The sequence below is a fragment of the Hominibacterium faecale genome (assembly GCF_020734085.1).
GTDB classification, from domain to species: domain Bacteria; phylum Bacillota; class Clostridia; order Peptostreptococcales; family Anaerovoracaceae; genus Hominibacterium; species Hominibacterium faecale.
Window position 1 is genome coordinate 178,650 of sequence record NZ_JAJAGH010000003.1, and the last position, 25,360, is coordinate 204,009.

Here is a 25,360-nt window from a genome sequence, read left to right on the forward strand (position 1 = left end):
AAACTTGTAAAAAAGTCACAAAAATAGCATAATAAACGTATATGGGAGGTGGAGCGTTTGGTGAACAAGACGGCGTTGCAGTTATACAAGAAATTAGAGAAGAATTTAACAGAGAAACAGTTTCTGAAAAGAATAAAACTTTCAAAAAAAACTATGAATAGCCTGCTGTCGCAGAACAATTGGAAAAAGAAGGCTGAGCAGATGGCGGAAAAGAAAGGAATCAGCTGCTTTAGCGTGCTTGTTCTGGCTGAAGCGACGATGGAAGAATTAAGCCCGAAGCCGGAAGAAGGGTGGCTTGCTTATGTATATGAAGATACCATAGCAGAGCTATTTCCCGGAAACGATTCTCAAAATAGAAAAAATGAAACCTACAAAGCGGCAAAATTGTTTTATCTGGAGGTGCTGCATACGGTTTTTTCTTACAGGAGAGACAAAGACGGCTTTTCCCCTCTTTTGCATATGGAGCTTTTAAATCCTGAGGAGGTGGATACCTGTCCGGCCAGGGAGGAATACTTGAATTTTCTGGCGTATTTTCGTTCTAATTACCTGCTGGAGTTCATGCGCATCGGCAAGGAAATCACGCCCTTTAATACCGTTGGGCATATTTGCGGGGTGCATCATGTGGCCCTGCATGTGGCAAGACAGCTGGCCGAGGCGGGATCACCTGTGGATCTGGCGCTGGTATCCGGGGCTGCGGCAGGCCATGATATTGGTAAATATGGCTGTAAGGGAGCAGACGCCAAGCGGATCCCATACTTGCATTATTATTATACGGATGAGTTCCTGAAAAGAAACGGCATGCCCTTAATCGCCCACATTGCCAGCAACCATTCTACCTGGGACTTGGAACTTGAAAACCTGTCCATTGAATCGCTGATCCTCATCTACGCAGATTTTCGGGTCAAGAGCAGCCGGGAGGAAGACGGTACTGAGAACGTTCATTTTTACACCCTCAAACAAGCCTTTCAAGTAATTCTGGGTAAGCTGGACAATGTGGACGAAGCTAAGACAGTCCGCTATAAACGGGTTTATGCCAAACTCAAGGACTTTGAAGAGTATATGATCAGCAGAGGCGTAAGCACAGATCTGGATTGCAGCCGCCTCAGTCCGCCGGAACGCAAGGATCCGGCGCTGCTGTCGCCGGTCGAAGTGATCGACCAGCTGAAATATCTGGCCATTGAGCATAACATTAGTCTTATGAACAAATTTAATAATCAGGCTGCTTTTGGAAATCTCATTGAAGCGGCTCGCAGTGAAAAACAGTGGAAAAATCTGCGGGCATATATCAATATTCTCGATGAATATTCCACTTATATGACACAGAAACAAAAACTAATGACCTTGCATTTTCTCTACGATCTTCTGACTCATAGAGAAGGAGATATTCGAAGGCAGGCTGCGTTTTTGATGGGCGAATTAATCGCCGGTTACGATGAAGAATACCGCAAGGAGCTGCCAGAAGGCGTAAAAAGCGGCCGTAGAGAGGCCGACAGTCTGGGCCTTTTTCGGACTTATCTGCAAAAAATTATCTTTCCCGACCATAAGGTTACTGATCAGCATAAGCGATGGATCGGCTATACCTTAAAAATTGTACTGCGTTCGGCACTGGACAACTGCAGAAAGGATGAATGCGAAGCATATCTGAAAATATTTTTGGACTTTTTCCGCAATCTATATATAGATGATTCGGCGATGTTTGTTCTTTTGGATTCTATGCTCAACATTCCCATGGACATGTGCGGCGAGGATGAGAAGGAGCGTCTCCTCAAATTTGTCCATCAAGCTTCCTTTCGTAAATCTTTAGAAATCAAGATCGCTGCCCTGCGATTTATAAATTACATGACGCAGACCGAACAAGATCAGCGGACTTGTGATCAAGCAGAAGCGATTATGAAGAATATGGAGCTCGAAAAAGTACCTTTGAGTGCTGTTTATCTGAAATTTAAAATCAAAGAAAATCTGCATATTTTTGATAAGGAAATGACAGAGTATGAAGAGCTTTTATATGAGAGCGAGGATGCGGCATCCGATATTTTTCTGGAAAATCTTAAGGTAGATACACCGTGGGTCATTAAAGAAGTAAATATTGAATTTTTGCTGGATGAGGTCAAAAAAGGCAATGTTAGCGAAGTCCTTCACGTGGCCACCCACCTGTCCAATCTGATTAAGGTCAGTGAACGGGTCACCGTGCGCCATATCGCCGGCAAAGGCTTGCAAGAAGTGATTCCTCTGCTGCCGCTGGACCAGAGGAACGAGTTGGTTATCGAATTGACCAAAGGGCTGGAAATCGGTGAATATCAATTTTCCAAGTATATCCCTGAATATTTGGGGGCATTGGCTCTCTATCTGCACCCCAATGAGCTGGATGAGCTTTTGGGAGATTTTAGAAAGCTTCTGGAAAACACCAATGAAAAGGTGGCATCTGTCACTTTGGATACGGTTGGAGAGATCATCAAAAGATTCCCGGAATATCAGAACCGGTTTCCACAGTCCGGTGAAGAATACAATCGCAGAAAACAGACGCTCTTGGGCATGCTTTTGCGCGGTCTTGCAAATTACAATGAAGTTGTCAGCCAAGAAGCGTTCATGGTCATTGGTCAGCATATTTTCGGCAGTCCCATGCTGGATTTGGAAAGAAAACATAATATTTTTCAGAGGATCAGCAAGAAAATGCTGACGCTGATCATCGATCAGAAAGAAAATGAACTGACCTTTTTCACCAGCGCTGCGGCCTTGAACCATATTTACCGTTTTATTTCCGAATATATTTTGGAAAATGGAAGCTTCAGCCCCATGGAGCGGAAAAAAGTGGCCTTTTTTCCAGGAACCTTCGATCCTTTTTCCCTCAGCCACAAGGGGATTGTCACATCCATCCGGGATCTGGATTTTGAAGTTTATCTGGCGCTGGATGAATTTTCCTGGTCTAAAAAAACACAGCCGAGAATGATCCGCAGGAAAATCATCACCATGTCTGTGGCGGATGAAGGAAATGTGTACATTTTTCCAGACGATGAACCGATTAACATCGCCAATCCCAAAGATTTGGAAAAGCTGCGACGAATGATGCCAGATAAAGAGCTGTATATCGTTGTCGGCAGCGACGTGGTTATCAACGCTTCTTCCTATAAAGCAGCTCCTTCAAAAAACTCCATTCATACCTTCAATCATGTGGTGTTCCGCAGGGAGAGCGCAGAAGAAGGAGAGGAGAAGAAAGAGGATTTGACGGAGGCTTATCGCATGATCTCAGGGAAAGTGGTAGAATTGACGCTGCCAGTTCATCTGGAGGATATCAGCTCTACCAGGATCCGTGAAAACATCGATTATAACCGGGATATTTCCAATTTGATCGATCCGGTGGCTCAAAACTATATTTACGACAACAGCCTCTATCTGAGAGAGCCTCAATATAAGAGTATTCTTCAGACGAAAATGATTCAATTCGAACCGCTGGATCACAGAGGGAGCGCGATCCTCCGGGATTTGGAAGCTGAGATCAAGGCGCGGGGACATAATTATTACAGACTAAAGGATTACCTCAACCGTCCGGAGGTGAGAACGGTCGCGATCCGTGACGGTGGAAAGAACGACCAGGTTTGCGCTATGGCAGCAGTGAAAGAAATTACCACCGCCCGCCTGTATGAAGAGTTTAAAAATGCAAAAATCGCTGCTTATCTGCGGGAAAAGGCCACAGGAAGAATTATTGTGATTGGCGGCATCTACTTTTCCCATGATACGACGATCCGCGATATTGTGCAGCTGGTCTTGACTGAAACAATCTCCCAGGCTCTGCAGGAAGATGTAACTTATGCGGTTTATCACCCAATCGTGGGGGAGGATAAAAACGATGCTATCCTTTCTGTTCTCAAGCGTCAGGGGTTTGAAGAAATTGTAATAAGCGGAACAGGAACCGGGATCTACGAAGTAGATATGAAGAGCCCGCTTTCGGTGTTCCAGAACATGGATACGGTTCTGAAAGATCCCTTTGATAAAAACGAGAAGATTTTGGAAGTCATGGGGCAAGCTCATATTGATCTGCAAATGGCTTTGACCAAGCTGTATCCCGGCAACTTGGTACTATCTTTCAATTCGGGCGTTATGCATCATAAGATCATCAACATGGTAACCGCAGACAACGGTGTTCCCTCGGAACCGACGAAAGTCAGAAAGCTGGGGCCGTACATGTGCGTGCCTTTCGGGAAAATTCTCCGCGGCATGGCGGTACCCAATACCGTGACCAAGACGATTCATACGGAAAAACGGTTCGATCCGGATTTGAAGGATTTTAGCATTGAAGAATATCCTTATTATTCACCCATTGCCAATCAGGTTAAGACCATCAAATCTTTTGGGCGTCCGGTGATCCTGGTGGACGATCTGCTGCATAAGGGTTATCGAATGCAGGAACTGGACCCGGTGCTGAAAGATAATCAGGTGGAAGTGAGCAAACTGGTGGTGGGATTGCTGTCGGGCAGAGGAAAGGATCTGATGACCATCCAGGGAAGAAAGGTAGACAGCGCCTACTTTATTCCCAATCTAAAAAGCTGGTTTGTAGAATCCAGCCTCTATCCCTTCATCGGCGGAGACGGCGTGAAACGGGAATATGAGACCGAATCCAGCCTTCAGGCATCCATCAACCTGATCCTGCCTTACGGGGCGCCCACCTTTCTCTCGGATGCTTCCAGGGAAGCGGTCTATCAGTTTTCCATGGTTTGTCTTAAAAATGCCAGAAACATCTTCCTGGCTCTGGAAGAAGCTTATCAGAATGTGTTCGAACGCAAGCTGACGCTTCAAAGACTTTCGGAAGCTGTCATTTCGCCGAGAGTGCCCGATTTGGGAAGCTATATGAATTACGATATGAACCTGGCGCCGTCAGGATATCTGCTCAACGGAATTGAAAAACTCATCAGACTGGAGAGTGTAATAGTATGAAACGATTAAGTGAGTTGTTCGAGGAACCAGCGGTAATCAATGTGAAACAGGAAACCTTTTTTATCAGACCAGATGGGCAAAACCCGTTTGCTGCAGCTAGAAAAAAACGGGTCAATCTGCTGGCTTTGGGCGATGTGGGGAGCATGCTGCTGATTGGGCTTCGGCTCTTGGGCGGCGAACAAATCGCTTCCATCGGCATCTGCGATCTGGATCCCAAGGTAGCTGCACGTTTTGAAATGGAGATCAATCAGATCGACCAGCCTTTGGATCACAGTCATCTGCCGGAGGTTGAGGCGGTGGATGCGAGACATCTTTTCGATTGTGATGTAATGATTTTCTGCGCATCCAAAGGAGTGCCGCCTGTGGGAGGCGATACAGCCGATGTGCGGATGGCCCAGCTTTCCGCCAATGCAGAGCTGGTGGGACAGTTTGCCCGGCAGGCGGTGCAGTGCGGGTTCGGCGGCCTTTTTGCCGTTGTTTCCGATCCGGTGGATCCCCTCTGCAAAGCGGCACTTAGCACCGGGTTGAAAAGGGAACAGGTCCAGGGCTACGGCCTTGGTGTGATGAATGCGAGGGCCCTTTATTTTGCCCGCAGGGATGAGCGGTTTGCTTCCTTTTTGGCAGAGGGCCGGGCGTTTGGGCCCCACGGCGAAGATTTGGTGATTGCCAACAGTTTGGAGCACTACGATGATCTGCTTTCAAAAGAGCTGACCAGGCTGGCGGCAGAATCCAATCTCAAGACCAGAGAGCTGGGATTTAAACCATTTATCGCACCAGCTCTGTCATCCGGATCCCTTTCCATTCTGGCTGCGCTCAGTGGGAATTGGCATTACAGTTCGGTCTATTTCGGCAAGGAGGACAGAGGTGCTTTTTTGGGAGTGAAAAACAGAAGGACGCCTTATGGAATCGAGGTAGAGGATCTTCCTCTGCCGGAGGCGCTGTTTTTGCGTATCAAATACGCTTATGAACGTTTGAGCGAATTACTCTAACATTGGATCAGATTATAAGGAGGGATTTTTTGTGGGACAGTTTGTACTAGTCAACCCGCTGTGCAGTGAGACCAGGAAGGCGCAAAGGCTTCAATCTATTTTGGATGCCAGCTTGAAGGGATACAGCTATGATGAGATTGTAACGATGGAGGAATTCGAGAAGGCGGATCTGCGGAATAAAAAGATCTTGTTTTCCATTTCTCTGGGTGAGTCAGGAATCAATTTGGAATACTATAACATGCTCAAGCAGATTCGTCTGCGTCGGGATTGCTTTGAAGGCAGCGTAGGGGGCGTGATCATAGACGGCAACAGTGAATTATTCACAAAATCCATCTCCCGAGAATTTGTGTTCAGCGCCAACCGGTCAGGCTGCACCTTTCCGGGCCGGCCTCTTGTAGAGGGAACCCGATCTCTTAAAAATTTCAATATACGCGCCCAAAATCTGCATATGGATAATCTGGGGGCCTATATCGTGGCCGGTCGGCAGCTGGTATTTAACATCCTTGAATACGCGGAAAAAAAGAAGGAGCGGCCTAAGATTTTGATGCTTCATGCCAGCGATCGAAAAACTTCTAACAGCTTGAGTCTGTGGGAACTGGTCAAAGAGCATCTGGGCTGCTGCGATATTCAGGAGATTTCTCTGCGCAACGGAAAGGTTCTCGATTGCCAGGGCTGCCCTTATGAAACCTGCAAGCATTTTGCTGAAGAGGAAAAATGTTTTTACGGAGGGCCCATTGTGGAAGAGGTTTATCCGGCGATCCTGGAATCGGACGCGCTGGTTCTGGTCTGCCCCAATTACAATGATGCGGTGGGGGCCAATATTGCCGCGTTTATCAACCGTCTGACCGCTCTGGTGATGACCCACAAGTTTTACGACAAAAGCTTGTTCGGGATCGTCGTTTCCGGCTACAGCGGCGGCGACATCGTTGCTCAGCAGATGATCAGCGCCCTCAATATGAATAAGACGTTCCGCCTGCCGGGTCACTTCGCGCTGCTGGAAACGGCCAACGATCCCAGATCCATTCTCAAGTCCGATGGCATTGAAAAGCGGGCACAAGCCTTTGCTGAAAACATTTTGAAAAACCTGAAAGGGACAGAGTGAGTTCGGGGTAGTCTCCTGGGTTTATTAAATACTGATATTCTCTATGATTGAAACCTGGCAGGGACCAAAAATTCCGATATGCAGCGGGGCTGAAAGATGCTCGACACAGCTCGCATCTTGTGGTAAAATGAAGCCGCTATTTCGTGAAGAAAGGAGGAACGCCTATGGACAGTGAAAAAGACTTTGACCAGGTCATAGAAGAAATTCTGGAATATATTGAAAACAAACAATATTTCAGGGCCAGAGATGAACTTTTAAAGAACAATGAAGTGGATATTGGGGAGATTCTGGAGGAAGTCCTGGAAAAGCTGGATGTGGAATCGACGATCATCGTGTTTCGAATGCTTCCCAAGGATGTCGCTGTCGAGGTGTTTTCTTATCTGCCTTCCGAAGACCAGGTGGAGATCATTCACGGGATCACGGACAAGGAAATCAGCTACATTATAAAAGAATTGGACTTTGATGATAAGATCGACGTTCTGGAAGAACTTCCGGCCAATCTGGTGGATAAAATTCTGGAAAAAACGCCGAAAGAAGAACGAAAGTTGATCAACACCTTTCTCAACTATCCGGAGAACAGCGCCGGCAGCCTGATGACGCCGGATTATATCAGCCTGCAGGATAATATGACCGTCGGTGAAGCGCTGGCTTATATCAAAAAAGAAGGAATGGACAGCGAGACGGTCTACACTTGTTATGTTAAAGAAAAAGGACGCAAACTGGAGGGAATCGTATCCCTGCGTTCACTGGTGATTAATGATGATGACGTGAAGATTTCCGAGCTGATGGGGACTGATTATGTCTATGTAAACGTATACGACGACCAGGAAGAGGTTTCGGAAGCCTTTAAAAAATACGGGTTTCTAGCCATACCGGTGGTGGATAAAGAACATCGGCTGGTGGGAATCATTACCGTAGACGATATTCTCGATGTAATCGAGGAAGAAACCACGGAAGATATCGAACGTATGGCCGGCGTCATGGATGATTCGGATACGGAGTATCTGGACATGAGCGTGCTGCGTCATGTGCGCAACCGCTTGCCGTGGCTGTTTATCTTGATGTGTTCCTATATTATAACTGGAGGTATTATCGCCAGCTTTGAAGCGACTCTGTCGCAGGTGATCTGTCTGGTGGCTTATATGCCCATGCTGATGGGAACGGGAGGCAATTCGGGTTCTCAGTCGGCGACTTTGATCATTCGAAGCCTGGCGTTGGATGACATTGATTTTTCCGATATCGGACGGGTAATCTGGAAGGAATTCCGAGTGAGCGTAATCATTGGAATCGTTTTGTCCTCGCTCAATTTTATCCGCATCTGCTGGCTGGATCCGGGCGGAGCTGGAGCCGGACCGGGGCCGGCAGGATGGGGCTACGGGCCGATGATCGCGGCTACGGTTTGCGGATCCATGCTGCTCATCGTCATTGCTGCGAAAATTATTGGCAGCGTGCTGCCGATGGTGGCGAAAAAGATCGGCATCGACCCTGCGCTGATGGCAACGCCAATGATTTCATCCCTGACCGATATGGTATCGGTGGTTACTTATATGCTGATGGCGACCGCTCTGGTTCTGTGACAGGATATCTATGAAGAAGATTTGCCTGAAAAAAAAGAATTGCAGAAAAAAAGCGATTCTCATATGGGTACTTTTACTTCTTGGATTTTGCGCCATCGAATTTCCGGGGATTCTATTTGTAAAAAATCGGGTATACCCTTTTATTCTGGGTATGCCTTTTCTTTATGGTTATGCAATCTGCTGCTGGGCCTATCTGGTTTGCGTATTTTTCTTTGCCTGGCGCACCAGATGGGGCAGACAGGCGTTTTTTAAAAAGAACCGCTAAAGGGACTGATTGAATTTATAACCGACTCCCCGCACACTGATGATGTATTTGGGGCTGTCCGGCCTTGCTTCCAATTTTTTTCTAAGGGTGCTGATGTAGACCATGACCGTCCTGGCGTCATTTTCCATACAGTTGGTCTTCCAGATCGTTTCAAAAATTTGCTGTGCGGAAAAGACCTTCCGCGGGTTTTCGATTAACAGCTTTAGTATTTCAAATTCCTTGGTAGTAACGCTGACCGGCTGGCCGTCCACAAAGAGTTCATGGGCATCCAGATCCACGGTCAACCCTTCAAACTCATAGAGACTGCTGTCCTGAGTCTGGAGCGTCTGGGCAGTGAGGGTGTTCTGCCTGCGCAGGTGGGCCTTGACCCTGGCAACCAGCTCACCGGGCATGAACGGTTTTGTCATATAATCGTCACCGCCTGCGGAAAGGGCAATAATCTTATCGATTTCCTGGGTTTTGCAGCTGAGGAAGATGATGGGAGCATTGCTGATCTTGCGGAGCTCCAGGCACAAATCCGTGCCGTCTGTGTCCGGGAGCATGATATCGAGAATGATCAGATCCGGATTTTCTTGTCTCAGAATATCCAGCGCCTGCCTGCCGTTATATGCGGAAAAAGCAGAAAACTGTTCTTTTGCCAAGTAGGAGCAGACCAATTTGTTGATCGGCTTTTCATCATCAACTACTAATATTTTTTCCCGTGCCATTTGAATCCTCCTTGTATAATGGAATCGTAAACGTAAATGTGGTGCTTTTTCCTTCTATGCTTTCTGCAAAGATCATGCCTCCGTGGGACTTGATGATTTCTTTCGAGATGGTCAGCCCCAATCCCCGTCCGGGACTTTTCTCTTCCGGAGCTGCCGGAGCTGCCCGATAAAAGCGGTCGAACACATAAGGCAGATCCTTGCGGGAGATGCCTCTGCCGGTGTTGGTCACTGATGTTACAAAAACATCTTCGGTTTCATCGATCTTGAAAACGATGGACAGAGTGGAATCCTGATCTGAGTATTTGATGGCGTTGCTCAGCAGGTTGGAAAATACCTGACTGATTCTGGCTTCATCAGCAACGAGCCAGTGCCCGTCCAATTCTCTGCGGCTATATTTGATGGAAGCGGAAAGTCCGGATGTCCGCAGCTGTAAAAAATATTCTGAGAGAAGATGGTCCACCAACTCTTTAACGGTACAGGTCATGAATTCAAAGGAAAACTGATGGGTTTCCAACTTGGAGAGCTGGTCCAGATCATCGATCAGCTTTTTTAAAATCAGAGTCTTGGAAGTGATGATTTCCATAGCTTCCTTTACTTCACCCTCTTCATGAATCACCCCGTCCTCCAGTGCGGTCAGATAGCCGGCGATGGAAGTAACCGGCGTTCGCAGTTCGTGGGAGATATAGGAGAGCAGCAGATCGCGGGAATGCTTGGCCTGAATCTGCTCAAGCTGGGCGGATTTCATAACCGTGATGTCCCGCAGGATCCCTTCTACGGCTGCTGGTTTTTTGCTTGTACCGGTAATCACCGTGGCTTTGATTTCGCCCCAGAAGCTTTCGCCGTTTTTTTTAATGATTTCTACTACCTGGCCTTCATCGTGCTGGATCTTTCCATTAAAAATATCTTCAATTCCATCCAAATACTTTTCTTTCACCAGATGTACGTAAAGCCGGGGCGCTTCATAGAACATTTTCGGGCTGTAGCCGGTGATGGCTTCCACCGAAGGCGTTACATAGGCAAAGGCGTGATAGGGTGTTAAACGATAGTAAAAGATGGCGTCGGAAGCGTTTTCAACCACAGTTTGATAGAGATGTTCGGTCAGGCCGGCTTCTTGCCGAGTGTACTGAACGTAGATGGTCAATATACAGAAATTGAGAATATTAGATAGCATGATTTCCGTCATATAGAGGTTGAAGATGGGTGTGTAATACAATTCCATAATGGAAAGCAGCGCCTTTGCCACACCCCACATAAAAAAGACGACGGTTGCAACATATTTTTCGACGCTGGCTACACTCCAATAGCGGGCTACGTTGTAACAGATGACCATAGCTGTGGCAATTTGAAAAAGGCTGATCGGCAGGTAATAGGACAAAAGATCAAGCCGGTATATCATACAAATGCCTGCCAGCAGGATCATATAGAGGGAAAAGCGGTACCAGTAAGTGGGGATGGCTACATGCATAAATGCAAATACGCCAAAGAGCAGGAGGAGGATATTGAACATATCGACCACTTTGCGTATTTCCAGCAGAAAATCGCTGCCTGTGTTGATAAAAATGATCAGGAACAGCAGGCTGAATGAATAGGCAACCCAGGAAAACCCCCAGAATTTCATAAAGCGTTCCTGTCTGCGGGAAAACATATAAAAGTATGTAAAGGAAATCGCCAAGGTTACCAGGGCAAAGGCTAAAAGTATGCTGAAATACATCAAACTCCCCCAATCCCGCTTTTTACGCTCAAAATGCACATCTGCAAATCGAAGATCTATCTTTATTATAATCCATCTTTATGATAGAATAAAGGAAATTTTATCCAAGGAGGAGTTTTGCCTCATGGCTGCCAATTCAATGGTGATGCTGATGATCTGCATCTTTGCCTTTATTCCCCTGCTTTTAGCAGAAATCGCAAGGAACCGATCACTGCCGACAATCGCGGATTTTTTTCTTCAGGGACGAGGTCTGAATATATTTCCTATGTACGCGACTGTGTTTGCTACCTGGATGAGCGCCTTTGCTTTTATGGGGGCAATTTCCTATTTTTATGAACAGGGCCCCATCTATATGACTACCATTGGCTGGGACGCTCTTTTTGCGGTACTGTTTTATGGCTTGGGGAGGCGAATTTGGTTTTACGGAAAATGCCGCGGATATGTGACACCTGCGGATTTTTTCGACGATATCTACGGCTCCAGAGCGCTGAGCTTGACTGTGACCGGTATTACAATCGTCTTTACCATGATCTATGTTCAGGTGCAGATGGTAGGCGGCCTCTTTCTGATTCAGATCGCCACCGAGGGTTATATATCCTGGCAGGTGAGCGGACTGATCTTTTTCGCCATTCTCGTCATTTATCTTTGGGCGGGAGGTCTGCGGGCCGTGGCATTGACAGACATGTTTTACGGGGCGCTGATCATCATTACCATCCTTGGCTGCGGGGTCTTTTTAATGCGGACAGCCGGAGGGATGGAGGAGATGTTTTTGGCAGTGGTAGCCCACGACGTGAGCCATGTGACTCTGGGCGGGGAGGAAGGACCTGCCAGGATCGGCCTCTGGCTGACCTTGTTTCTGGTGGTGCCTGTGGGCGCGTTCATGGGCCCACAGATGTGGATTCGCAATTTTTCCGCCGGATCGGTAAAACATTTTGAGCTGCTTCCGCTGCTTCTGTGCGCATCGTCGATTATCTGTATCGGCACTCTTTTCGCGGGAAGCGCCAGTATTCTGCTCAACGAGAACAGCGCTGGAGGCGATACCCTGATCGCCAGCCTGATGCTCCGTTATGCGCCGCCCCTATTGTGCGCATTCGTTTTTATTGGTATTGCCGCGGCGATTTTATCCACGGCCAATTCCCAAATCCATGGGCTGGCTGCCATCTATACCATTGATATCCATAAAAAATATGTCAACCCCAAGGTAACGGAGCGCAACCTCCTTTCGGTAGCCAAATGGTCCGTCCTTTTGATCTCCATAGCCGCCTACATCTTGATTCTGGTTATCCCCCAAAGTGTTTTTTCCCTGGGCGTGGTTGCACTGGGCGGATCCATGCAGCTGATTGTTCCCGTCTTAGGCGCTCTTTTTTGGAAACGCTCTGCGGCCAGAGGGGCTCTCTTCGGCCTTTGGAGCGGGATCCTGGCTTTTTTCCTCACTGCGGCGCTGACCAGCTTTGAAACCAGCTATTGTGCAGTCTTGGGGCTGGTGGTCAACGGACTGGTGTTTATCACAATCAGTCTGCTCTGCCGGGGCGATAAGACGACGTCGGAGAAAATACAAGCCTATCGGGATTCTTTTTTTACCCACCTTAAATAAAGTTTAAATCTACTTAAAAGCCATCTTAAATTTCATTAAAATGCGACTGCTTTACCTCGACAAATTGTTTGAATATTATTACAATTACCTTGTAATTATTTCTACATGTGCAATTTTTACTGAGAGGAGGAGTGTTTTATGACCATCATAGGAATGCCTGCGTCGACGTTTTTCGCAACGCTGAGCTGGCCCTTCATTTTCATTATTCTGGCCTTTGTTGCATACGGAATCATGAAAAAGCAGGATGAACAGATCGATGATTCAGAATTTGAAAAAAGTGTCAAAGGAAGGGGAGGTGCGGCTAAATGAGAGTGGAAATCGTTGTGCTGGCCATTTACTTCATTGGTATGATCGGCATGGGGCTTTTCTGGAACCGCCGCGCCAAGAGTTCTGAGGACTATATGCTGGGCGGCAGGTCGATGGGGCCTCTGGTAACCGCACTGACGCTGCAGACGACGGCCATGAGCGGGTTCATGTTCATGGGAGGCCCGTCAAAGGCTTATCTGCTGGGCTATTTCGCTGTTTTCTACGCCGTAGGCGATGCCGGCGGCGGGTTGATCAATATATCGGTGCTGGGAAGAAGAATGAGAAGATTGTCCCAGCTGTTGGATTCCATTTCGCCCATCGAATATCTGGAAAAGCGGTACGAATCCATACCAGTTAAAGTCATCGCCTGTATTATCGCCGTATTCGGCCTGGGATGCTATGTGCTGGCCCAGTTCCTGGCAACGGGAAAAACGCTGGTGAGCTTATTCGGATTCCCGCTGTCCGTGGGCCTGATCGTAGGCTGCGCAGTTATTCTTTTTTATACATTTGTAGGCGGATATTTTGCAGTAGCGTGGACAGATGTGATCCAGGGCTTCATCATGATCGGTTCGCTGATTACGATTTTGATTCTTTCCCTGATCAAGGTGGGAGGCTTCACCGGGCTCAACCAGTCTCTGGCAGCCATCGATCCTACCTTCCTGAGCATCTGGGGCAGAGGAGGCGAGTATGAAGGCGCCTGGGGCGTAATCGCAGGCGCGGTGCTGGTTTATCTGATCGGCTATATGGGCCTGCCCCACTGCGTTAACAAGCATATGGCCATGGCCAATCCGAAAACGGCCAAGACCACAGTGGTATACGCGACCATCTGGACACAGCTGTTCTGCTTTACGCCGTATATCCTGGGCCTGTGCGGAGTAGTTCTTTTGACCAAGGAAGTTGCGCCGGGGTTCAATGATCCGGAAATGGTCATTCCTACATTGGCTAACCTGATGTTCCCGGGCGTTGTATCAGCCATTGTTCTGACCGCTATCATGTCGGCGATTATGAGCACGGTGGCGGCGCTGCTGCTGCTGATCGGAACCATCGTTTCCGTCGACTTTTACAAGAGATGGCTGCGGCCGGATGCCAGCGATCGAAGCGTGGTATTCGTATCCAAAGCAGCGATCATCATTACCGGCGTGGTTGGAATCACGATTGCGATTCTTGAACCGCCAGGTGTGTTCGATCTGGTTGTAGACACCTTCAGCTTTATGGGCTGCGCCTTCCTTCCCAGCTATGTGTGTGCGGTTTGGTGGAAGAAGGCCAATGCCACCGGTTCGGTCGCTTCGATGATTGTGGGCGGGGCTACGGTACAGATCTGGTCCTACGGGGGATTGGAAGCTGTCACTGGTTTCCACCAGTTCTTTGCCGGCGTTATCCTTTCCTGGATTGCGATGATCATCGGCAGCCAGTTCGGAAAGCCCACCAGCAAGGAGATGCGCGATCTGATGGAACGGGCCAAAGGAAAGAAGGCCAATGTATCGAAGAAGGTGCAGGTGGCCACATCCAAACACCTTTCAACAGAGAGCAAGGCAATTTCACAGTTTGTTTTTCAGGGAACTTATGCAAAGGAACTTAGTGCCACATGTTAAACAGTCAAATTGTTAAAAATGGATACACGGCCGAGGATGCCAAGACCATTCTCTGGAACTGCGACGGCGACGCCAATATCGTAGATGTGCGGGAGGTTTATTATCCTTACGTGTTTCTCCGGTATCAGATCAACGTCGGCAGGAGATCCTGGTCAAAGCTGAATAAGCTGTGCGACTGCATCATTGATCTTATTTCCGGTTCTGCGGCCGAAGGAAAAGGCACTCCGGAATTTGAGAAGGTCATGATCCAGGAGGAACTGACTTTGGATGAACAGATCACAGAGAAGGATTGGCAGCGGATCGGCCACGATTTTGTGCTGAAGCAGCAGCTGAGCAAGGCCAAACTGCTGACTCCGCCGGAATTCTCCATCATGGAAAAGGAGTACTTTCACAAACAGTTTTACATTCTTCATTGTCTGGATGATGAGGAGAACGATTATTATATCATGGTGGACGCAATCGACGGAGGCATCTCCATTTTGGATCATTAAGCTGAAAAGCTGCTGGTAAAGCAGGGGCTGCCGCATCGGCGATCTGCTCGGTGGGGCAGTCCCCAAGCTTAAAGGAGGAACATTATGAGCCGCAATAAATTTATCTTATTGTTTGCAACGATTATCGCTTTGTATTTCTTGCTGCCCAATGAAGGCTTCGGGCTTGTGGTGAAGGCCAATATGATGGCGGCAGCGCCTTTTATCATGGCCTTTGTCATCATATATCTGGTCATCACCATCAATGTGCTCAAACGGTCGTTGAAAAAACTGGATGCCCAGTTGTCCGACGAGACGGTCATCAATGCGGCAAAGATTATGAACATCACGTTCGATGTCAAGCGGATGATGGGACCGGATAGTTTGCAGGCGATGTATAACCGGGTAAACTTTTCCCGTTCTGTGTCTCTGCACGCCAAGACCGTGCTTTACGACGCGCTGCGGAAAAAGCGCCTCGATGTTCCGCCGCCATCTTCCGGCAAATCGGCCAAAGACTTGTATGCGAGAAGCGCAGAGGAAGTCAAAGCTGACAGAATCGGCATGAATAAGAAAAACCGCAAGAAAAAAAGGGCCAGAGCCTGAGAAGGGAAAGCGGACCCGTCGGGGCCGGAGGACCTTTTATACACATGCTGGGAACTCCGCACAGAACAAAATATCAGGATTAATCCTTAAACCATTGGATCCTGATATTTTTTTCATTGGTTTTCAAAAAACGTATCAGAAATGATGCCGTTTTGTTTAGATACCGATATTCCTGTTTTCGGCCCTCCAGGAAACCCGCCGGCTTTTGCTGGAATGCAAGGGCAGCGGACTGCGGAAAATTTTCGAAAGAATTTAATGTTTTTTCGCAAAGCAGTGGGTTTGCGGGACCTCATCTGGAGGAAAGGAGCAGCTGACTGCTGCAAAGCAAATTTGTGAAGGCTCGATCATTGAAAAATGCGTAAATTCCATATATTTTTTTAGTTTTTACACAAACCCGCCCATTCCCTTCAAAACGCCCATCTTTGCCCCCGCCGGACAGGATACTATCTATCGTCAGTCAGGGACTGAACCCGTTCCATTTCAGCCTGCCCCCAATCTTTGATCACTTCCAGAGCGGGAATCAGCGCTCTGCCATGGTCGGTCAGGGCATATTCCACATGAGGCGGTATATGTTGGAGCTCTTTTCGGATCACCAGCCGGTGCTCTTCCAAGGACTGGAGGGAGCGGGTCAGCATGACATTGGTGATGCCCTCCAGCTCCCGCTTTAACTCGTTGTAACGCAGCGATTCTTTTTTTGAAAGCTTCCATATAATCGGTAGTTTCCATTTTCCGCCGATCACTTCTAAAGCATAGATAACTGAACATTTTTCGCCGGCCAGCTGGGGGATTTCTTTTCCCGAATAGGTGGTTTGCATGAAAACGCCTTTCTAAAATCTAAGGTACAAAAATGTGCGTACTTGTATATTTGTTTCTTACGATTATAATATAAGAAAACGGGAAATGCAATTTGAAAGGAGCAGCTATATGAAAATTGAAACGGTAATGGAGGCACTGATTAAGAATGGTTATTCTGTGCGTTATTTTGCTTCCGGCAAAGAAGCGGCCGATTATCTGGATGTCAGTCTGGACGGCCGAATCATTGGCTTTGGTGATTCTGCTACCATGAGCAAGATGGAGCTTTATCAAAAGCTGTCTGCTCATAATACGGTCTACGATCCCAACCAAAGCAAAGATAATGATGCATTTTTGGAAATCGCACAAAAATGTCTGACGACCGATATCTATCTGACCTCCGTCAATGCCATGTCTGAAACAGGCGAACTGGTCAATATCGACGGTACCGGCAACCGGATCGCCGGATCCTTATTCGGACATAAAAAGATTTATTTCATCATCAGCACCAATAAGATCGAGCCGACTTTGGAAAAAGCTGTGTGGCGGGCCCGCAACATCGCAGCGCCCAAGAATGCGAGGCGCTATAACCTGAGAACTCCGTGTGCGGTCAGAGGCGACCGTTGTTACGATTGTTCCAGCCCCGACCGAATCTGCAACGCACTGACAATTTACATGAAAAAGATGAACGACATTGAAGATGTGGAAATCGTTTTGATCGGTGAAGAACTTGGTTTCTAAAAGCCCCAATATCCCCGGCTTTCCGGCTGCTGCAGAAAGGTTCATCTTGAAAAACCTCTTCAACCTGTGAGATAATAACAGATAATTGAAAAAACAAAGGAGGCACGGCTATGATCGAAACGAACCTGACGGAAGAAAAGGCACTGGAAAGTTACATGAACGGGATTGATTGTTCCCAAGTTGTTTTAGCAGAAACAGCTCCCCAACTGGGGTTGGATGAAACTACGGCCCTGAAAATCGCGGCAGCTTTCGGTGGCGGTATGTGGAATGGGGAGCGGTGCGGATGTGTCACGGGCGCACTGATGGCCTTGGGACTTCGATACGGGCACTGCGAGCCGGGCGATACGAAAGCGAAGAACCTGCTGTTGGAAAAAAAGAATGAGTTTGAAGCGGCTTTTAAGGAAGCCCATGGCTCTTTGCTCTGCAAGGAACTGCTAGGATATGATCTCACAGTTCCCGAGGAAAGGGATAAGGTTATGGAAGAAAACTTATTCGCAACCCTCTGTTCAAAGCTGGCCTGTACAGCGTGCGAGATACTGGAAGATATCATCGATTAGCAGCCCTGGCGTTAATTTGGAAAAGCGGAAAAGGGCTGATTGCTGGAGCAAATTGCTTTTCATGCAGCAGCCCTGTATTTCTGGAGTGCGTCCAGCAGCGTATGTTTCGTTCAAATCCTAAACGCCATAGGTTTTTCGGAAAAAACTCAAAATGGATTTAAGTTTTTACGCAATTTTCAACGATTGCGCCCTCTTAAAATCAGCCAGAAGCAGCAAAGTCTGCTTCTTTTCAATATCAGGCCCTGCAAACCCACAAGATTGCGTAAAAAATAAAATCTTTCAATAGAATTTTCCCGATTTGAGTCAATACGCCGCAGAGGTGGTTGGAGGAGAGGCAGGAGCTTCTCGGGGCGGCCGGTCCGCGCATCGAAAAAAAGCAAGATAGTAAAAAATAAGTATGGTACAATAACAAATGAGTAAAAAACAGTTTATGGCAAATATGGGCGGCTTAACCACCTGCTTATTGTGCCGTTTGTTTAATCAAGTTTGTTTTATATGGTAAAGAAGGGAAGAAGCGATGCATTTGATAAAGGATTATGTGCAGGATTTGAAAACGGAATTTACAGGGTATAACGGGAAGCGGCTGGGCCGGGATTTGATGGCCGGAATTACTGTTGCGGCCGTTGCGCTGCCCCTGGCACTGGCCTTTGGAGTCAGTTCGGGAGCAACAGCAGCAGCCGGCCTGGTGACGGCGATCATCAGCGGTGTGGCCATCAGCCTGCTTTCCGGAGCATCCTTTCAAATTTCCGGACCTACCGGAGCCATGACCGCCATATTGGTAACCCTGGCAGCCAAATACGGCATGCAGGGGATTTTGATCTCCTGTTTTTTTGCTGGAATTATCCTCATTGCTGCCGGCGTGCTCAAGCTGGGTAGAATCATCTACTATATTCCGTCCTCTGTGATTACCGGATTTACATCCGGGATTGCAATCATCATCGCATTGGGACAGCTGGACAATTTCTTCGGCGTCACATCCAAGGGGGATCTGGCGATTATGAAAGTTCTTTCTTACTTCACCTCTGGATTTTCCCCTAATTTCGCAGCTATGGGCATCGGCTTGGCGGTGATTCTGATCATGATTGTGTGGCCGGCCAAATGGAACAGCAAAGTGCCGTCCTCTTTGGCGGCTTTGATCCTGGTCTTGCTTTTCAACCATTTTGCAGGACTGAACGTGGCTGTGGTGGGAGAAATTCCAAAGACTTTGTTTTTAGATGAACGTTTGACACTGGCCGGCCTGGACTTTGCACAATTTTGGGATTTTTTTGTACCGGCTCTTTCCATCGCGGCTTTGGCAATGATCGAATCTTTGCTCTGCGGCGCTTCGGCCGGAAAGATGAAAAAGGAGACGATCAACGGCGACCGGGAGCTGGTCGCACAGGGTGTGGGAAATATTTTGATTCCGCTTTTCGGCGGAGTACCGGCGACTGCGGCCATCGCCAGGACCAGCGTAGCCATCAAAGCCGGGTGCGAAACCAGATTGACCGGTGTTTTCCATGCGGTGATCCTTCTTCTTTCCATGTTCATCCTCTCACCGGTCATGTCGGAAGTGCCGCTGTCCGCATTGGCGGGAATTTTGATCGTTACGGCATGGAGGATGAATGACTGGGAAAACATTCGTTTTATTTTCAGCCACAAATTTAAGACCGGAATGCTGAAGTTTTTCATCACAATGGCGGCTACTGTTGTGCTGGATTTAACCCAGGCGATTATCATCGGCGTAGCGTTTTCCGCCTTTATGATCGTGGTAAAGCTGACGGACATCGACATTACAATCGCGGACATAGAAAACGATCGGCTGGAGGAAATCGGCATTCACATTCCCAAAGTATCCAAGACCATCCGCATGGCCTATCTGACGGGAACGATTTTTTTCGCGGTTACGGATAAATTGAAAAAACAGCTTACGGAGCTGGGTAATACAGAAGTTCTGATTTTATCCATGCGAGGCGTTCCGGCCATTGATTTATCAGGGATACAGGCGCTGCTGGAATTGGAACAGGAGCTGGCCGAGGAAGGGGTCACCGTTATGCTGTCCAGCGCCCAGCCTAAGGTCCTGGAGGGACTGAGACGAGGCGGGTTGATCGACAGAATCGGTGCGGAGCATGTATTTGACAGTGCGGAGCATGCCATTGTCCGTGCGCAGAAGGAAGTGGAAGCATAGGTTCTCCGGGTTACGGCAAAAGACCGGGCCTCAGGTAGAAATATGATGAAATTCGGTTTATTTGGTTATAATCGTTTCAAAGATACCGTTCAAATATTTACGAAAAGACTATGGCGTGCCACGGTAAAATCCCTTAAAACTTACTGCGACGCAGCCTGGAAGTTGTGGTATAATAGTTTTCGTGGATATGTGAAAGCCATGGCAGATTGCAGACTTTCATACGAGGAGCGAGATAACCGGAGGAAATCGATGTATTGCAACCAATGCGGAAGCGAGATGAAGGAAGGGGTTAATTTTTGCAAGCGATGCGGAGCCCCTGCTGATAAGGTGGACGAGCCCGTTTCAGAGCGGAAACGCCGAATCGTTCGTTTTTTGTATACATACAGGAAGCGGATTTTGCTGTCAGTGCTGATCGGCCTCATTCTATGCGGAGCCGCTGTTTGGGCCGCTGTTTTCTTTATGGGCAGCAGCAACACCGGCGATGGAAAAGATAAACCGGCGACCGCAATAAAGTCGGCTCGTGAAGTAGACCTCAAGGATGATTATAAGATTGAAGACGGCAGATTGGTGCTGGATCCCCTGCATGCTACTTATGAAGACGGGTCTGTTCAAGAACTGACAAATTACGCCGTATATATTGATACGGCAAACTACGAGATAAAGGACGGCGCTGTCAATGCGGCGGAGCTGTACGACGGCAAGCATCTTTTCAAGCTGGAATGGACCAAAGACGGTAAAAAATATCAATATGAAAAGACGGTAGGAACGGAACATAAGAAAGATACCTGGGAAAAATACGTGGACCTGGTGGGGATGACAGGAAAAGCCATCGCGGATGCCTATGGTTCGTTGGGAACGCCTGAGTTTGGTTCTCTGGGGTCCGGAGATTGGGGTGTGGCATATGTGAATGTGGAATCGGTGTCTTTGCAGGCCGTCTTTCCGGCGGGTCTTTTGGACAGGCCGGACGACTATTCCACTTCCGATGCAGTCTGCATGGAGATGTCGGGTACGCTCAATACCCTGTTTTACAACATGGAGCCAGAAATGACCCGGGATGATCTGGCAAACACCCTTGGAATTTCGCTCACCGACAGTGAGGGCGGAGGCTGCATGGGGACTTTGGAAAACGGAAAACTCATCTATATCGGCAGCGGCCAGGTGCAGGACGGTACCTATACGCCGGATACAGCCGTCCGGGTTACCGTCAGTGAAGAAGAAAAGGGCAGCCTTTTGGAGCGGTTGTTTTAGAAGATAAAAATATGAAGGAACAAAGCAGGCTTCGCGATTCTTAAAAGAAGTAGACTTTGTTGATATGCAGGAAATATTGCCGGCGATATTTCCTACGTAATAAGAAAAGAGTCTCTTATATGGTGATAAGGGGCTCTTTTGCTATTTGGGGGCAGCGGGGGAAGATGTCGGTTTGAGGGGAATAAGGTTTTTACGAAAAAGGGGAGTAAAGTGTTTTGCGAAAAAATTGAAAAAAATATACGGAATTTACGCAGTTTTCAACGATTGGGACCTCTCAAACTTGTTCGCCGGAAGGCAAGCGCCATTTTTCTCAAACATGAAGCCCCGCAATCCCATAACTTTGCGTAAAAATTACGAAAACTTTTAGAAATTTTTCGGATACCAGGTCACGCAGCAGTCAGGTCCATGATCATTGGATGCCGGATGCCCAGCCCGGCAAGAGGTACTGGTGCCTGGCTCTGCACAGATGCATCGCAGGCCGAAAACTGTTTTCAAAAAATACAAATAGTTACCAGTTGAAAAAAGAACATATGTTCGGTACAATGAAGACAGATGGAGGAGGTGAAAAAAGTGGTTGTCTTTCATGTGGATGCCAACAGCGCTTATTTAAGCTGGACTGCGGCAGCGATGCTGGAACAAGGTTATAAGACGGATATTAGAACGATTCCCGCAGTAATAGCAGGTGATCCTGAAAACAGGCATGGTATCATTTTGGCAAAATCCCAGAAAGCAAAAGCCTGCGGCATACGGACCGGCGAAAGTTTGATGGAAGCAAAGGGGAAATGCCCAAATGTTTCTATCTTCCCGGCGGACTACGATCTCTATTTGTTGTGCAGCGATGCCCTGTATCGAATTCTCCGCCAGTATACGCCATTGGTGCAAAGATATAGCATCGATGAATGTTTTATGGACTGCACGGGCTCTGCGCAGGTCGTTGAAAATCCGGTAAAGTGGGCCTCTCACATAAAAGGCCGGATTGAAAAAGAATTGGGATTTACCGTAAACATCGGCATCGGACAAAACAAGCTGTGTGCGAAAATGGCCGGAGAGCTGGAAAAACCCAACAAGGTCATAACCCTATGGCCCCATGAAATCAAACAAAAGCTGTGGCCGCTGCCAGTAAGGGAGTTGTTTATGGTCGGCCGGGCTACGGAAAAAAAGCTTCACAAAATGAATATTTATACCGTTGGAGAACTGGCCAATGCAGATCGGGATCTGCTCAGAGGCGTGCTTAAAAGCCATGGCGCTTTAATTTGCGATTATGCCAATGGCATTGATTCAGAGCCGATTTTCATCAATGAAGATATTTTGCAAAAGGGAATCAGCAATAGCCTCACGCTTCCGTTTGATGCGGAAAAAAGAGAAGAGCTGCTGCAGGAATTGTTGTCTTTATGTGAAAGGGTGGGCATGCGTTTAAGACAGCTGAAAAAGCGGGCCTCACTGGTTTGCGTTACCCTAAAGAGCAGCAGCTTTTTTTCCCGCAGACATCAGGTGCAGATGCAGGGATACATCAATACAACGAGTGAAATATACAGGATCGCATCCCAACTGGTGGACGAAATTTGGACGGGAGAACCGATCCGGCAGATCGGGGTAAGGGTATCCAATTTTATAGATGAAGAGGAGGTGCAGCTGAGCTTTTTTGATCCTGTGGATCAGATGCGGCAGGAAGAGCTGGAGCAAGCAGTGGATAAAATACGCACCCGGTTTGGTACCCGAAGCATCATCAGGGGCTGCTTCGCAGGGAGTGCCATCGATCCGGTGCAAGGGGGAATCAATGATGGAAATTATTTGACGATGGGAGGTTACGGCCATGAAGATCGTTGCTAAGAAAATTCGGATGATTGCCGTATTCTGGCCGGATCAGAAGCCAATCCCTTATAAATTTAAAATGGAAGAGGACGGCGAGATGGTAACGGTCAAGGTGGATCGGATTTTGTATGCGCACAAATCGAAAATAGCGGGAATTGAAACCATTATCTATGCCTGTCAGAGTGTCATCAGAGGAAAAGAGACTCGCTATGAGTTGAAATATACAGTGACGAATTGTCAGTGGCAGTTGTATAAGATATGACGGCAAAGGCGAAAGTCAAAGCATTCGGGTCCCGGGAATAAAAATAGGATAATCTGATCTCCTTTTTAGAAAAATGAAAATATTATAGTGAGTAAGGATGGTAAGGAGAAAATAAAATTTGAAATTATAATGATTATGGCTCGTATTCTTGATATAATCAGGGAAGAGGATCCTGATTGGGAGGAGAAAGCGGCTTTTCTTTATTCTGGTGCGAAAGGTAAGCACACATAGAATCTCCGGATCTTTCGCACCAATAAAAGACTGGCTTTGGTCATAAACGTAGGACGAATTAAGAGTATGGCACAAACACTAGCAGGTGAATAGCAAACTAGTGATCAAAAATAGGGATTTTTTTTAATAGGTTTGCAGTCGCATCCCTGTATGGGGTGCGTGGATTGAAATGAGGAGTATATCAAGGAGGTGGCGCAAAAATGGGGTCGCATCCCTGTATGGGGTGCGTGGATTGAAATGAAAAACACAATTTAGGGAATAGCTTTGAGGTCGTCGCATCCCTGTATGGGGTGCGTGGATTGAAATAACCTATCGATCAGCATTCTGATATCAGCCGGAGTCGCATCCCTGTATGGGGTGCGTGGATTGAAATCTTTTTGAGGCTGATCTGCTACTTTGATTTCAACGTCGCATCCCTGTATGGGGTGCGTGGATTGAAATGATTTCGCTCCCTCATAATACTAATTATTACTAAGTCGCATCCCTGTATGGGGTGCGTGGATTGAAATTTTGAAGTCTTTCAAGATGGCGGTCCACTGTCTATGTCGCATCCCTGTATGGGGTGCGTGGATTGAAATCGTTTGTCCTCTTCCGTTGGCTCCCTATGTCCGAGTCGCATCCCTGTATGGGGTGCGTGGATTGAAATACGTTAAATGCAACGCCATTACCAACACCACTCTTGTCGCATCCCTGTATGGGGTGCGTGGATTGAAATATAAGCCTTTTGGATACATTGCCAGAAGACAAACAGTCGCATCCCTGTATGGGGTGCGTGGATTGAAATATCCCAATCCCAGGTATAACCGTTGTTGCTGTCTGTCGCATCCCTGTATGGGGTGCGTGGATTGAAATCTGCACAGCAGTAAAATTATCGTCATCACATTTCGTCGCATCCCTGTATGGGGTGCGTGGATTGAAATACAAACGAACAAATATTACTGCGGGGCGGAAGAAGTCGCATCCCTGTATGGGGTGCGTGGATTGAAATACCAGCATGCTTGCCGTCCTTATACTTGGCGATGTCGCATCCCTGTATGGGGTGCGTGGATTGAAATGGTCTAACCAGTATGCATAAAAGGAGGGAATAAAGTCGCATCCCTGTATGGGGTGCGTGGATTGAAATCCTACTGCTGTCCCATCTTTCAAAAGGGCGATTTGTCGCATCCCTGTATGGGGTGCGTGGATTGAAATCACCTACAACGCCGGACGGTACGTGACACATGTTGTCGCATCCCTGTATGGGGTGCGTGGATTGAAATTACAATCTTTCTTGCTTCTTCCTTGCTGTGAGCTTTGTCGCATCCCTGTATGGAGTGCGTAGATTGAAATCGCCTTTTTCCACAAGGAAACCCCGAAATGACCCACTTATCGGTCCTTTTTGCTGCATCCTATATGAGGACGCTGTAATGTCGCCGAGACATTCAATCCTTCGATCAGTTATTGCTGATTCCATACCAGATTGGAATTTAAAGTTGTTAATGCTGAAGGTTTTGGTGAGAAATCTTTTGATTAAATAAGTACCAGATTGGAATTTAAATGTGCGTAGCTGCGAGGATGTGGATGAAGCAGCGCTTTATTAAATAAATACCAGACTGGAATATAAAGGTTCATAGCACCATAACAGTGTGGTTTTTCTCTATTCATTAAATAAGCACCAATTGCAATATACCGCTGCTCCGCGGTAGTCAGATCAGGACAGCAGGGCGAATGA

The 25,360-nt window shown here is 47.4% G+C and carries 19 protein-coding genes and 1 CRISPR repeat array; of the genes, 16 read left to right on the top strand and 3 right to left on the bottom strand.

All coding sequences use genetic code 11. The features are described from left to right. The first annotated feature begins 201 nt into the window (after positions 1-201). The 5 genes from LG211_RS03660 to LG211_RS03680 all read left to right on the top strand — a co-directional run bounded on the left by LG211_RS03660 (position 202) and on the right by LG211_RS03680 (position 8,862). Positions 202-4,929 (top strand): hypothetical protein, encoded by a 4,728-nt coding sequence (locus LG211_RS03660; RefSeq protein WP_227754908.1) that lies wholly within the window; start codon positions 202-204, stop codon positions 4,927-4,929. Beyond that, positions 4,926-5,918, top strand: a complete 993-nt coding sequence (locus tag LG211_RS03665) for a lactate dehydrogenase (protein ID WP_227754909.1) — start codon at positions 4,926-4,928, stop codon at positions 5,916-5,918. Before LG211_RS03660 ends, LG211_RS03665 begins: the two co-directional genes overlap by 4 nt. Positions 5,919-5,949: 31 nt before the next feature. Then, on the top strand, positions 5,950-7,020 hold the full coding sequence (locus LG211_RS03670; RefSeq protein WP_227754910.1) for a flavodoxin family protein: 1,071 nt from the start codon (positions 5,950-5,952) through the stop codon (positions 7,018-7,020). A 164-nt stretch (positions 7,021-7,184) separates the two neighbouring features. Continuing rightward, the gene (gene mgtE, locus LG211_RS03675; RefSeq protein ID WP_148396615.1) at positions 7,185-8,597 is read left to right on the top strand and encodes a magnesium transporter; all 1,413 of its coding nucleotides are present in this window, start codon (positions 7,185-7,187) and stop codon (positions 8,595-8,597) included. A 10-nt stretch (positions 8,598-8,607) separates the two neighbouring features. Continuing rightward, positions 8,608-8,862, top strand: coding sequence for a hypothetical protein (locus LG211_RS03680; RefSeq protein WP_227754911.1), 255 nt, complete (start codon positions 8,608-8,610; stop codon positions 8,860-8,862). Here LG211_RS03680 and LG211_RS03685 read toward each other — a convergent pair. After that, a complete protein-coding gene (locus LG211_RS03685) occupies positions 8,859-9,569 on the bottom strand; it encodes a response regulator transcription factor (protein ID WP_148396613.1) in 711 nt (236 codons plus the stop codon). The genes LG211_RS03680 and LG211_RS03685 overlap by 4 nt on opposite strands. Continuing rightward, positions 9,541-11,280 (bottom strand): sensor histidine kinase, encoded by a 1,740-nt coding sequence (locus LG211_RS03690; protein ID WP_148396612.1) that lies wholly within the window; start codon positions 11,278-11,280, stop codon positions 9,541-9,543. Before LG211_RS03690 ends, LG211_RS03685 begins: the two co-directional genes overlap by 29 nt. Positions 11,281-11,404: 124 nt before the next feature. Between LG211_RS03690 and LG211_RS03695 the strand changes: the two genes are divergently transcribed. The 5 genes from LG211_RS03695 (at position 11,405) to LG211_RS03715 (ending at position 15,842) form a co-directional block, all read left to right on the top strand. After that, positions 11,405-12,874: a sodium:solute symporter family protein gene (locus LG211_RS03695; protein WP_227754913.1), complete on the top strand. Its 1,470-nt coding sequence runs from the start codon at positions 11,405-11,407 to the stop codon at positions 12,872-12,874. Positions 12,875-13,012: 138 nt separating this feature from the next. After that, positions 13,013-13,183, top strand: a complete 171-nt coding sequence (locus LG211_RS03700) for a hypothetical protein (RefSeq protein WP_227754914.1) — start codon at positions 13,013-13,015, stop codon at positions 13,181-13,183. Further along, complete coding sequence (locus tag LG211_RS03705) at positions 13,180-14,772, top strand: sodium/proline symporter (RefSeq protein WP_148396610.1); 1,593 nt, start codon at positions 13,180-13,182, stop codon at positions 14,770-14,772. Before LG211_RS03700 ends, LG211_RS03705 begins: the two co-directional genes overlap by 4 nt. After that, positions 14,766-15,263 (top strand): hypothetical protein, encoded by a 498-nt coding sequence (locus LG211_RS03710; RefSeq protein ID WP_148396609.1) that lies wholly within the window; start codon positions 14,766-14,768, stop codon positions 15,261-15,263. The genes LG211_RS03705 and LG211_RS03710 overlap by 7 nt, the downstream gene beginning before the upstream one ends. An 84-nt stretch (positions 15,264-15,347) precedes the next feature. After that, positions 15,348-15,842 carry a hypothetical protein gene (locus tag LG211_RS03715; RefSeq protein WP_148396608.1) on the top strand — a complete coding sequence of 165 codons (495 nt, stop codon included), beginning with the start codon at positions 15,348-15,350 and terminating at the stop codon, positions 15,840-15,842. 443 nt (positions 15,843-16,285) lie between these two features. Here LG211_RS03715 and LG211_RS03720 read toward each other — a convergent pair whose 3' ends face one another. After that, positions 16,286-16,657: a winged helix-turn-helix transcriptional regulator gene (locus LG211_RS03720; RefSeq protein WP_148396607.1), complete on the bottom strand. Its 372-nt coding sequence runs from the start codon at positions 16,655-16,657 to the stop codon at positions 16,286-16,288. Positions 16,658-16,766: 109 nt separating this feature from the next. On the opposite strand from LG211_RS03720, the gene LG211_RS03725 reads away from it, so the two are divergent. From LG211_RS03725 to LG211_RS03750, 6 genes are all read left to right on the top strand, one after another. Further along, positions 16,767-17,375 (top strand): lactate utilization protein, encoded by a 609-nt coding sequence (locus LG211_RS03725; protein ID WP_148396606.1) that lies wholly within the window; start codon positions 16,767-16,769, stop codon positions 17,373-17,375. Positions 17,376-17,485: 110 nt separating this feature from the next. Beyond that, entirely contained in the window at positions 17,486-17,932 is a 447-nt protein-coding gene (locus LG211_RS03730) for a C-GCAxxG-C-C family protein (RefSeq protein WP_148396605.1), read from the top strand. Positions 17,933-18,449: 517 nt separating this feature from the next. After that, positions 18,450-20,096, top strand: a complete 1,647-nt coding sequence (locus LG211_RS03735; protein ID WP_227754917.1) for a SulP family inorganic anion transporter — start codon at positions 18,450-18,452, stop codon at positions 20,094-20,096. A gap of 249 nt (positions 20,097-20,345) precedes the next feature. Beyond that, complete coding sequence (locus LG211_RS03740; protein WP_269477018.1) at positions 20,346-21,344, top strand: zinc ribbon domain-containing protein; 999 nt, start codon at positions 20,346-20,348, stop codon at positions 21,342-21,344. 552 nt (positions 21,345-21,896) lie between these two features. Then, positions 21,897-23,174 carry a DNA polymerase Y family protein gene (locus LG211_RS03745; RefSeq protein ID WP_227754919.1) on the top strand — a complete coding sequence of 426 codons (1,278 nt, stop codon included), beginning with the start codon at positions 21,897-21,899 and terminating at the stop codon, positions 23,172-23,174. Then, a complete protein-coding gene (locus LG211_RS03750) occupies positions 23,158-23,418 on the top strand; it encodes a hypothetical protein (protein WP_148396602.1) in 261 nt (86 codons plus the stop codon). Before LG211_RS03745 ends, LG211_RS03750 begins: the two co-directional genes overlap by 17 nt. Positions 23,419-23,786: 368 nt before the next feature. Continuing rightward, positions 23,787-24,978: direct repeats of the CRISPR family, unit length 34 nt; unit sequence GTCGCATCCCTGTATGGGGTGCGTGGATTGAAAT. The last annotated feature ends 382 nt before the right edge of the window (positions 24,979-25,360 follow it).

What these genes read in the sequence shown, in the direction of transcription:
- LG211_RS03660 (WP_227754908.1), top strand. Translation starts at nt 202, where the DNA reads ATGGCGGAAAAGAAAGGAATCAGCTGCTTTAGCGTGCTTGTTCTGGCT.
- LG211_RS03665 (WP_227754909.1), top strand. Translation starts at nt 4,926, where the DNA reads ATGAAACGATTAAGTGAGTTGTTCGAGGAACCAGCGGTAATCAATGTG.
- mgtE (WP_148396615.1), top strand. Translation starts at nt 7,185, where the DNA reads ATGGACAGTGAAAAAGACTTTGACCAGGTCATAGAAGAAATTCTGGAA.
- LG211_RS03680 (WP_227754911.1), top strand. Translation starts at nt 8,608, where the DNA reads ATGAAGAAGATTTGCCTGAAAAAAAAGAATTGCAGAAAAAAAGCGATT.
- LG211_RS03685 (WP_148396613.1), bottom strand. Translation starts at nt 9,569, where the DNA reads ATGGCACGGGAAAAAATATTAGTAGTTGATGATGAAAAGCCGATCAAC.
- LG211_RS03690 (WP_148396612.1), bottom strand. Translation starts at nt 11,280, where the DNA reads ATGTATTTCAGCATACTTTTAGCCTTTGCCCTGGTAACCTTGGCGATT.
- LG211_RS03695 (WP_227754913.1), top strand. Translation starts at nt 11,405, where the DNA reads ATGGCTGCCAATTCAATGGTGATGCTGATGATCTGCATCTTTGCCTTT.
- LG211_RS03700 (WP_227754914.1), top strand. Translation starts at nt 13,013, where the DNA reads ATGACCATCATAGGAATGCCTGCGTCGACGTTTTTCGCAACGCTGAGC.
- LG211_RS03705 (WP_148396610.1), top strand. Translation starts at nt 13,180, where the DNA reads ATGAGAGTGGAAATCGTTGTGCTGGCCATTTACTTCATTGGTATGATC.
- LG211_RS03710 (WP_148396609.1), top strand. Translation starts at nt 14,766, where the DNA reads ATGTTAAACAGTCAAATTGTTAAAAATGGATACACGGCCGAGGATGCC.
- LG211_RS03715 (WP_148396608.1), top strand. Translation starts at nt 15,348, where the DNA reads ATGAGCCGCAATAAATTTATCTTATTGTTTGCAACGATTATCGCTTTG.
- LG211_RS03720 (WP_148396607.1), bottom strand. Translation starts at nt 16,657, where the DNA reads ATGCAAACCACCTATTCGGGAAAAGAAATCCCCCAGCTGGCCGGCGAA.
- LG211_RS03725 (WP_148396606.1), top strand. Translation starts at nt 16,767, where the DNA reads ATGAAAATTGAAACGGTAATGGAGGCACTGATTAAGAATGGTTATTCT.
- LG211_RS03730 (WP_148396605.1), top strand. Translation starts at nt 17,486, where the DNA reads ATGATCGAAACGAACCTGACGGAAGAAAAGGCACTGGAAAGTTACATG.
- LG211_RS03735 (WP_227754917.1), top strand. Translation starts at nt 18,450, where the DNA reads ATGCATTTGATAAAGGATTATGTGCAGGATTTGAAAACGGAATTTACA.
- LG211_RS03740 (WP_269477018.1), top strand. Translation starts at nt 20,346, where the DNA reads ATGTATTGCAACCAATGCGGAAGCGAGATGAAGGAAGGGGTTAATTTT.
- LG211_RS03745 (WP_227754919.1), top strand. Translation starts at nt 21,897, where the DNA reads ATGGAGGAGGTGAAAAAAGTGGTTGTCTTTCATGTGGATGCCAACAGC.
- LG211_RS03750 (WP_148396602.1), top strand. Translation starts at nt 23,158, where the DNA reads ATGAAGATCGTTGCTAAGAAAATTCGGATGATTGCCGTATTCTGGCCG.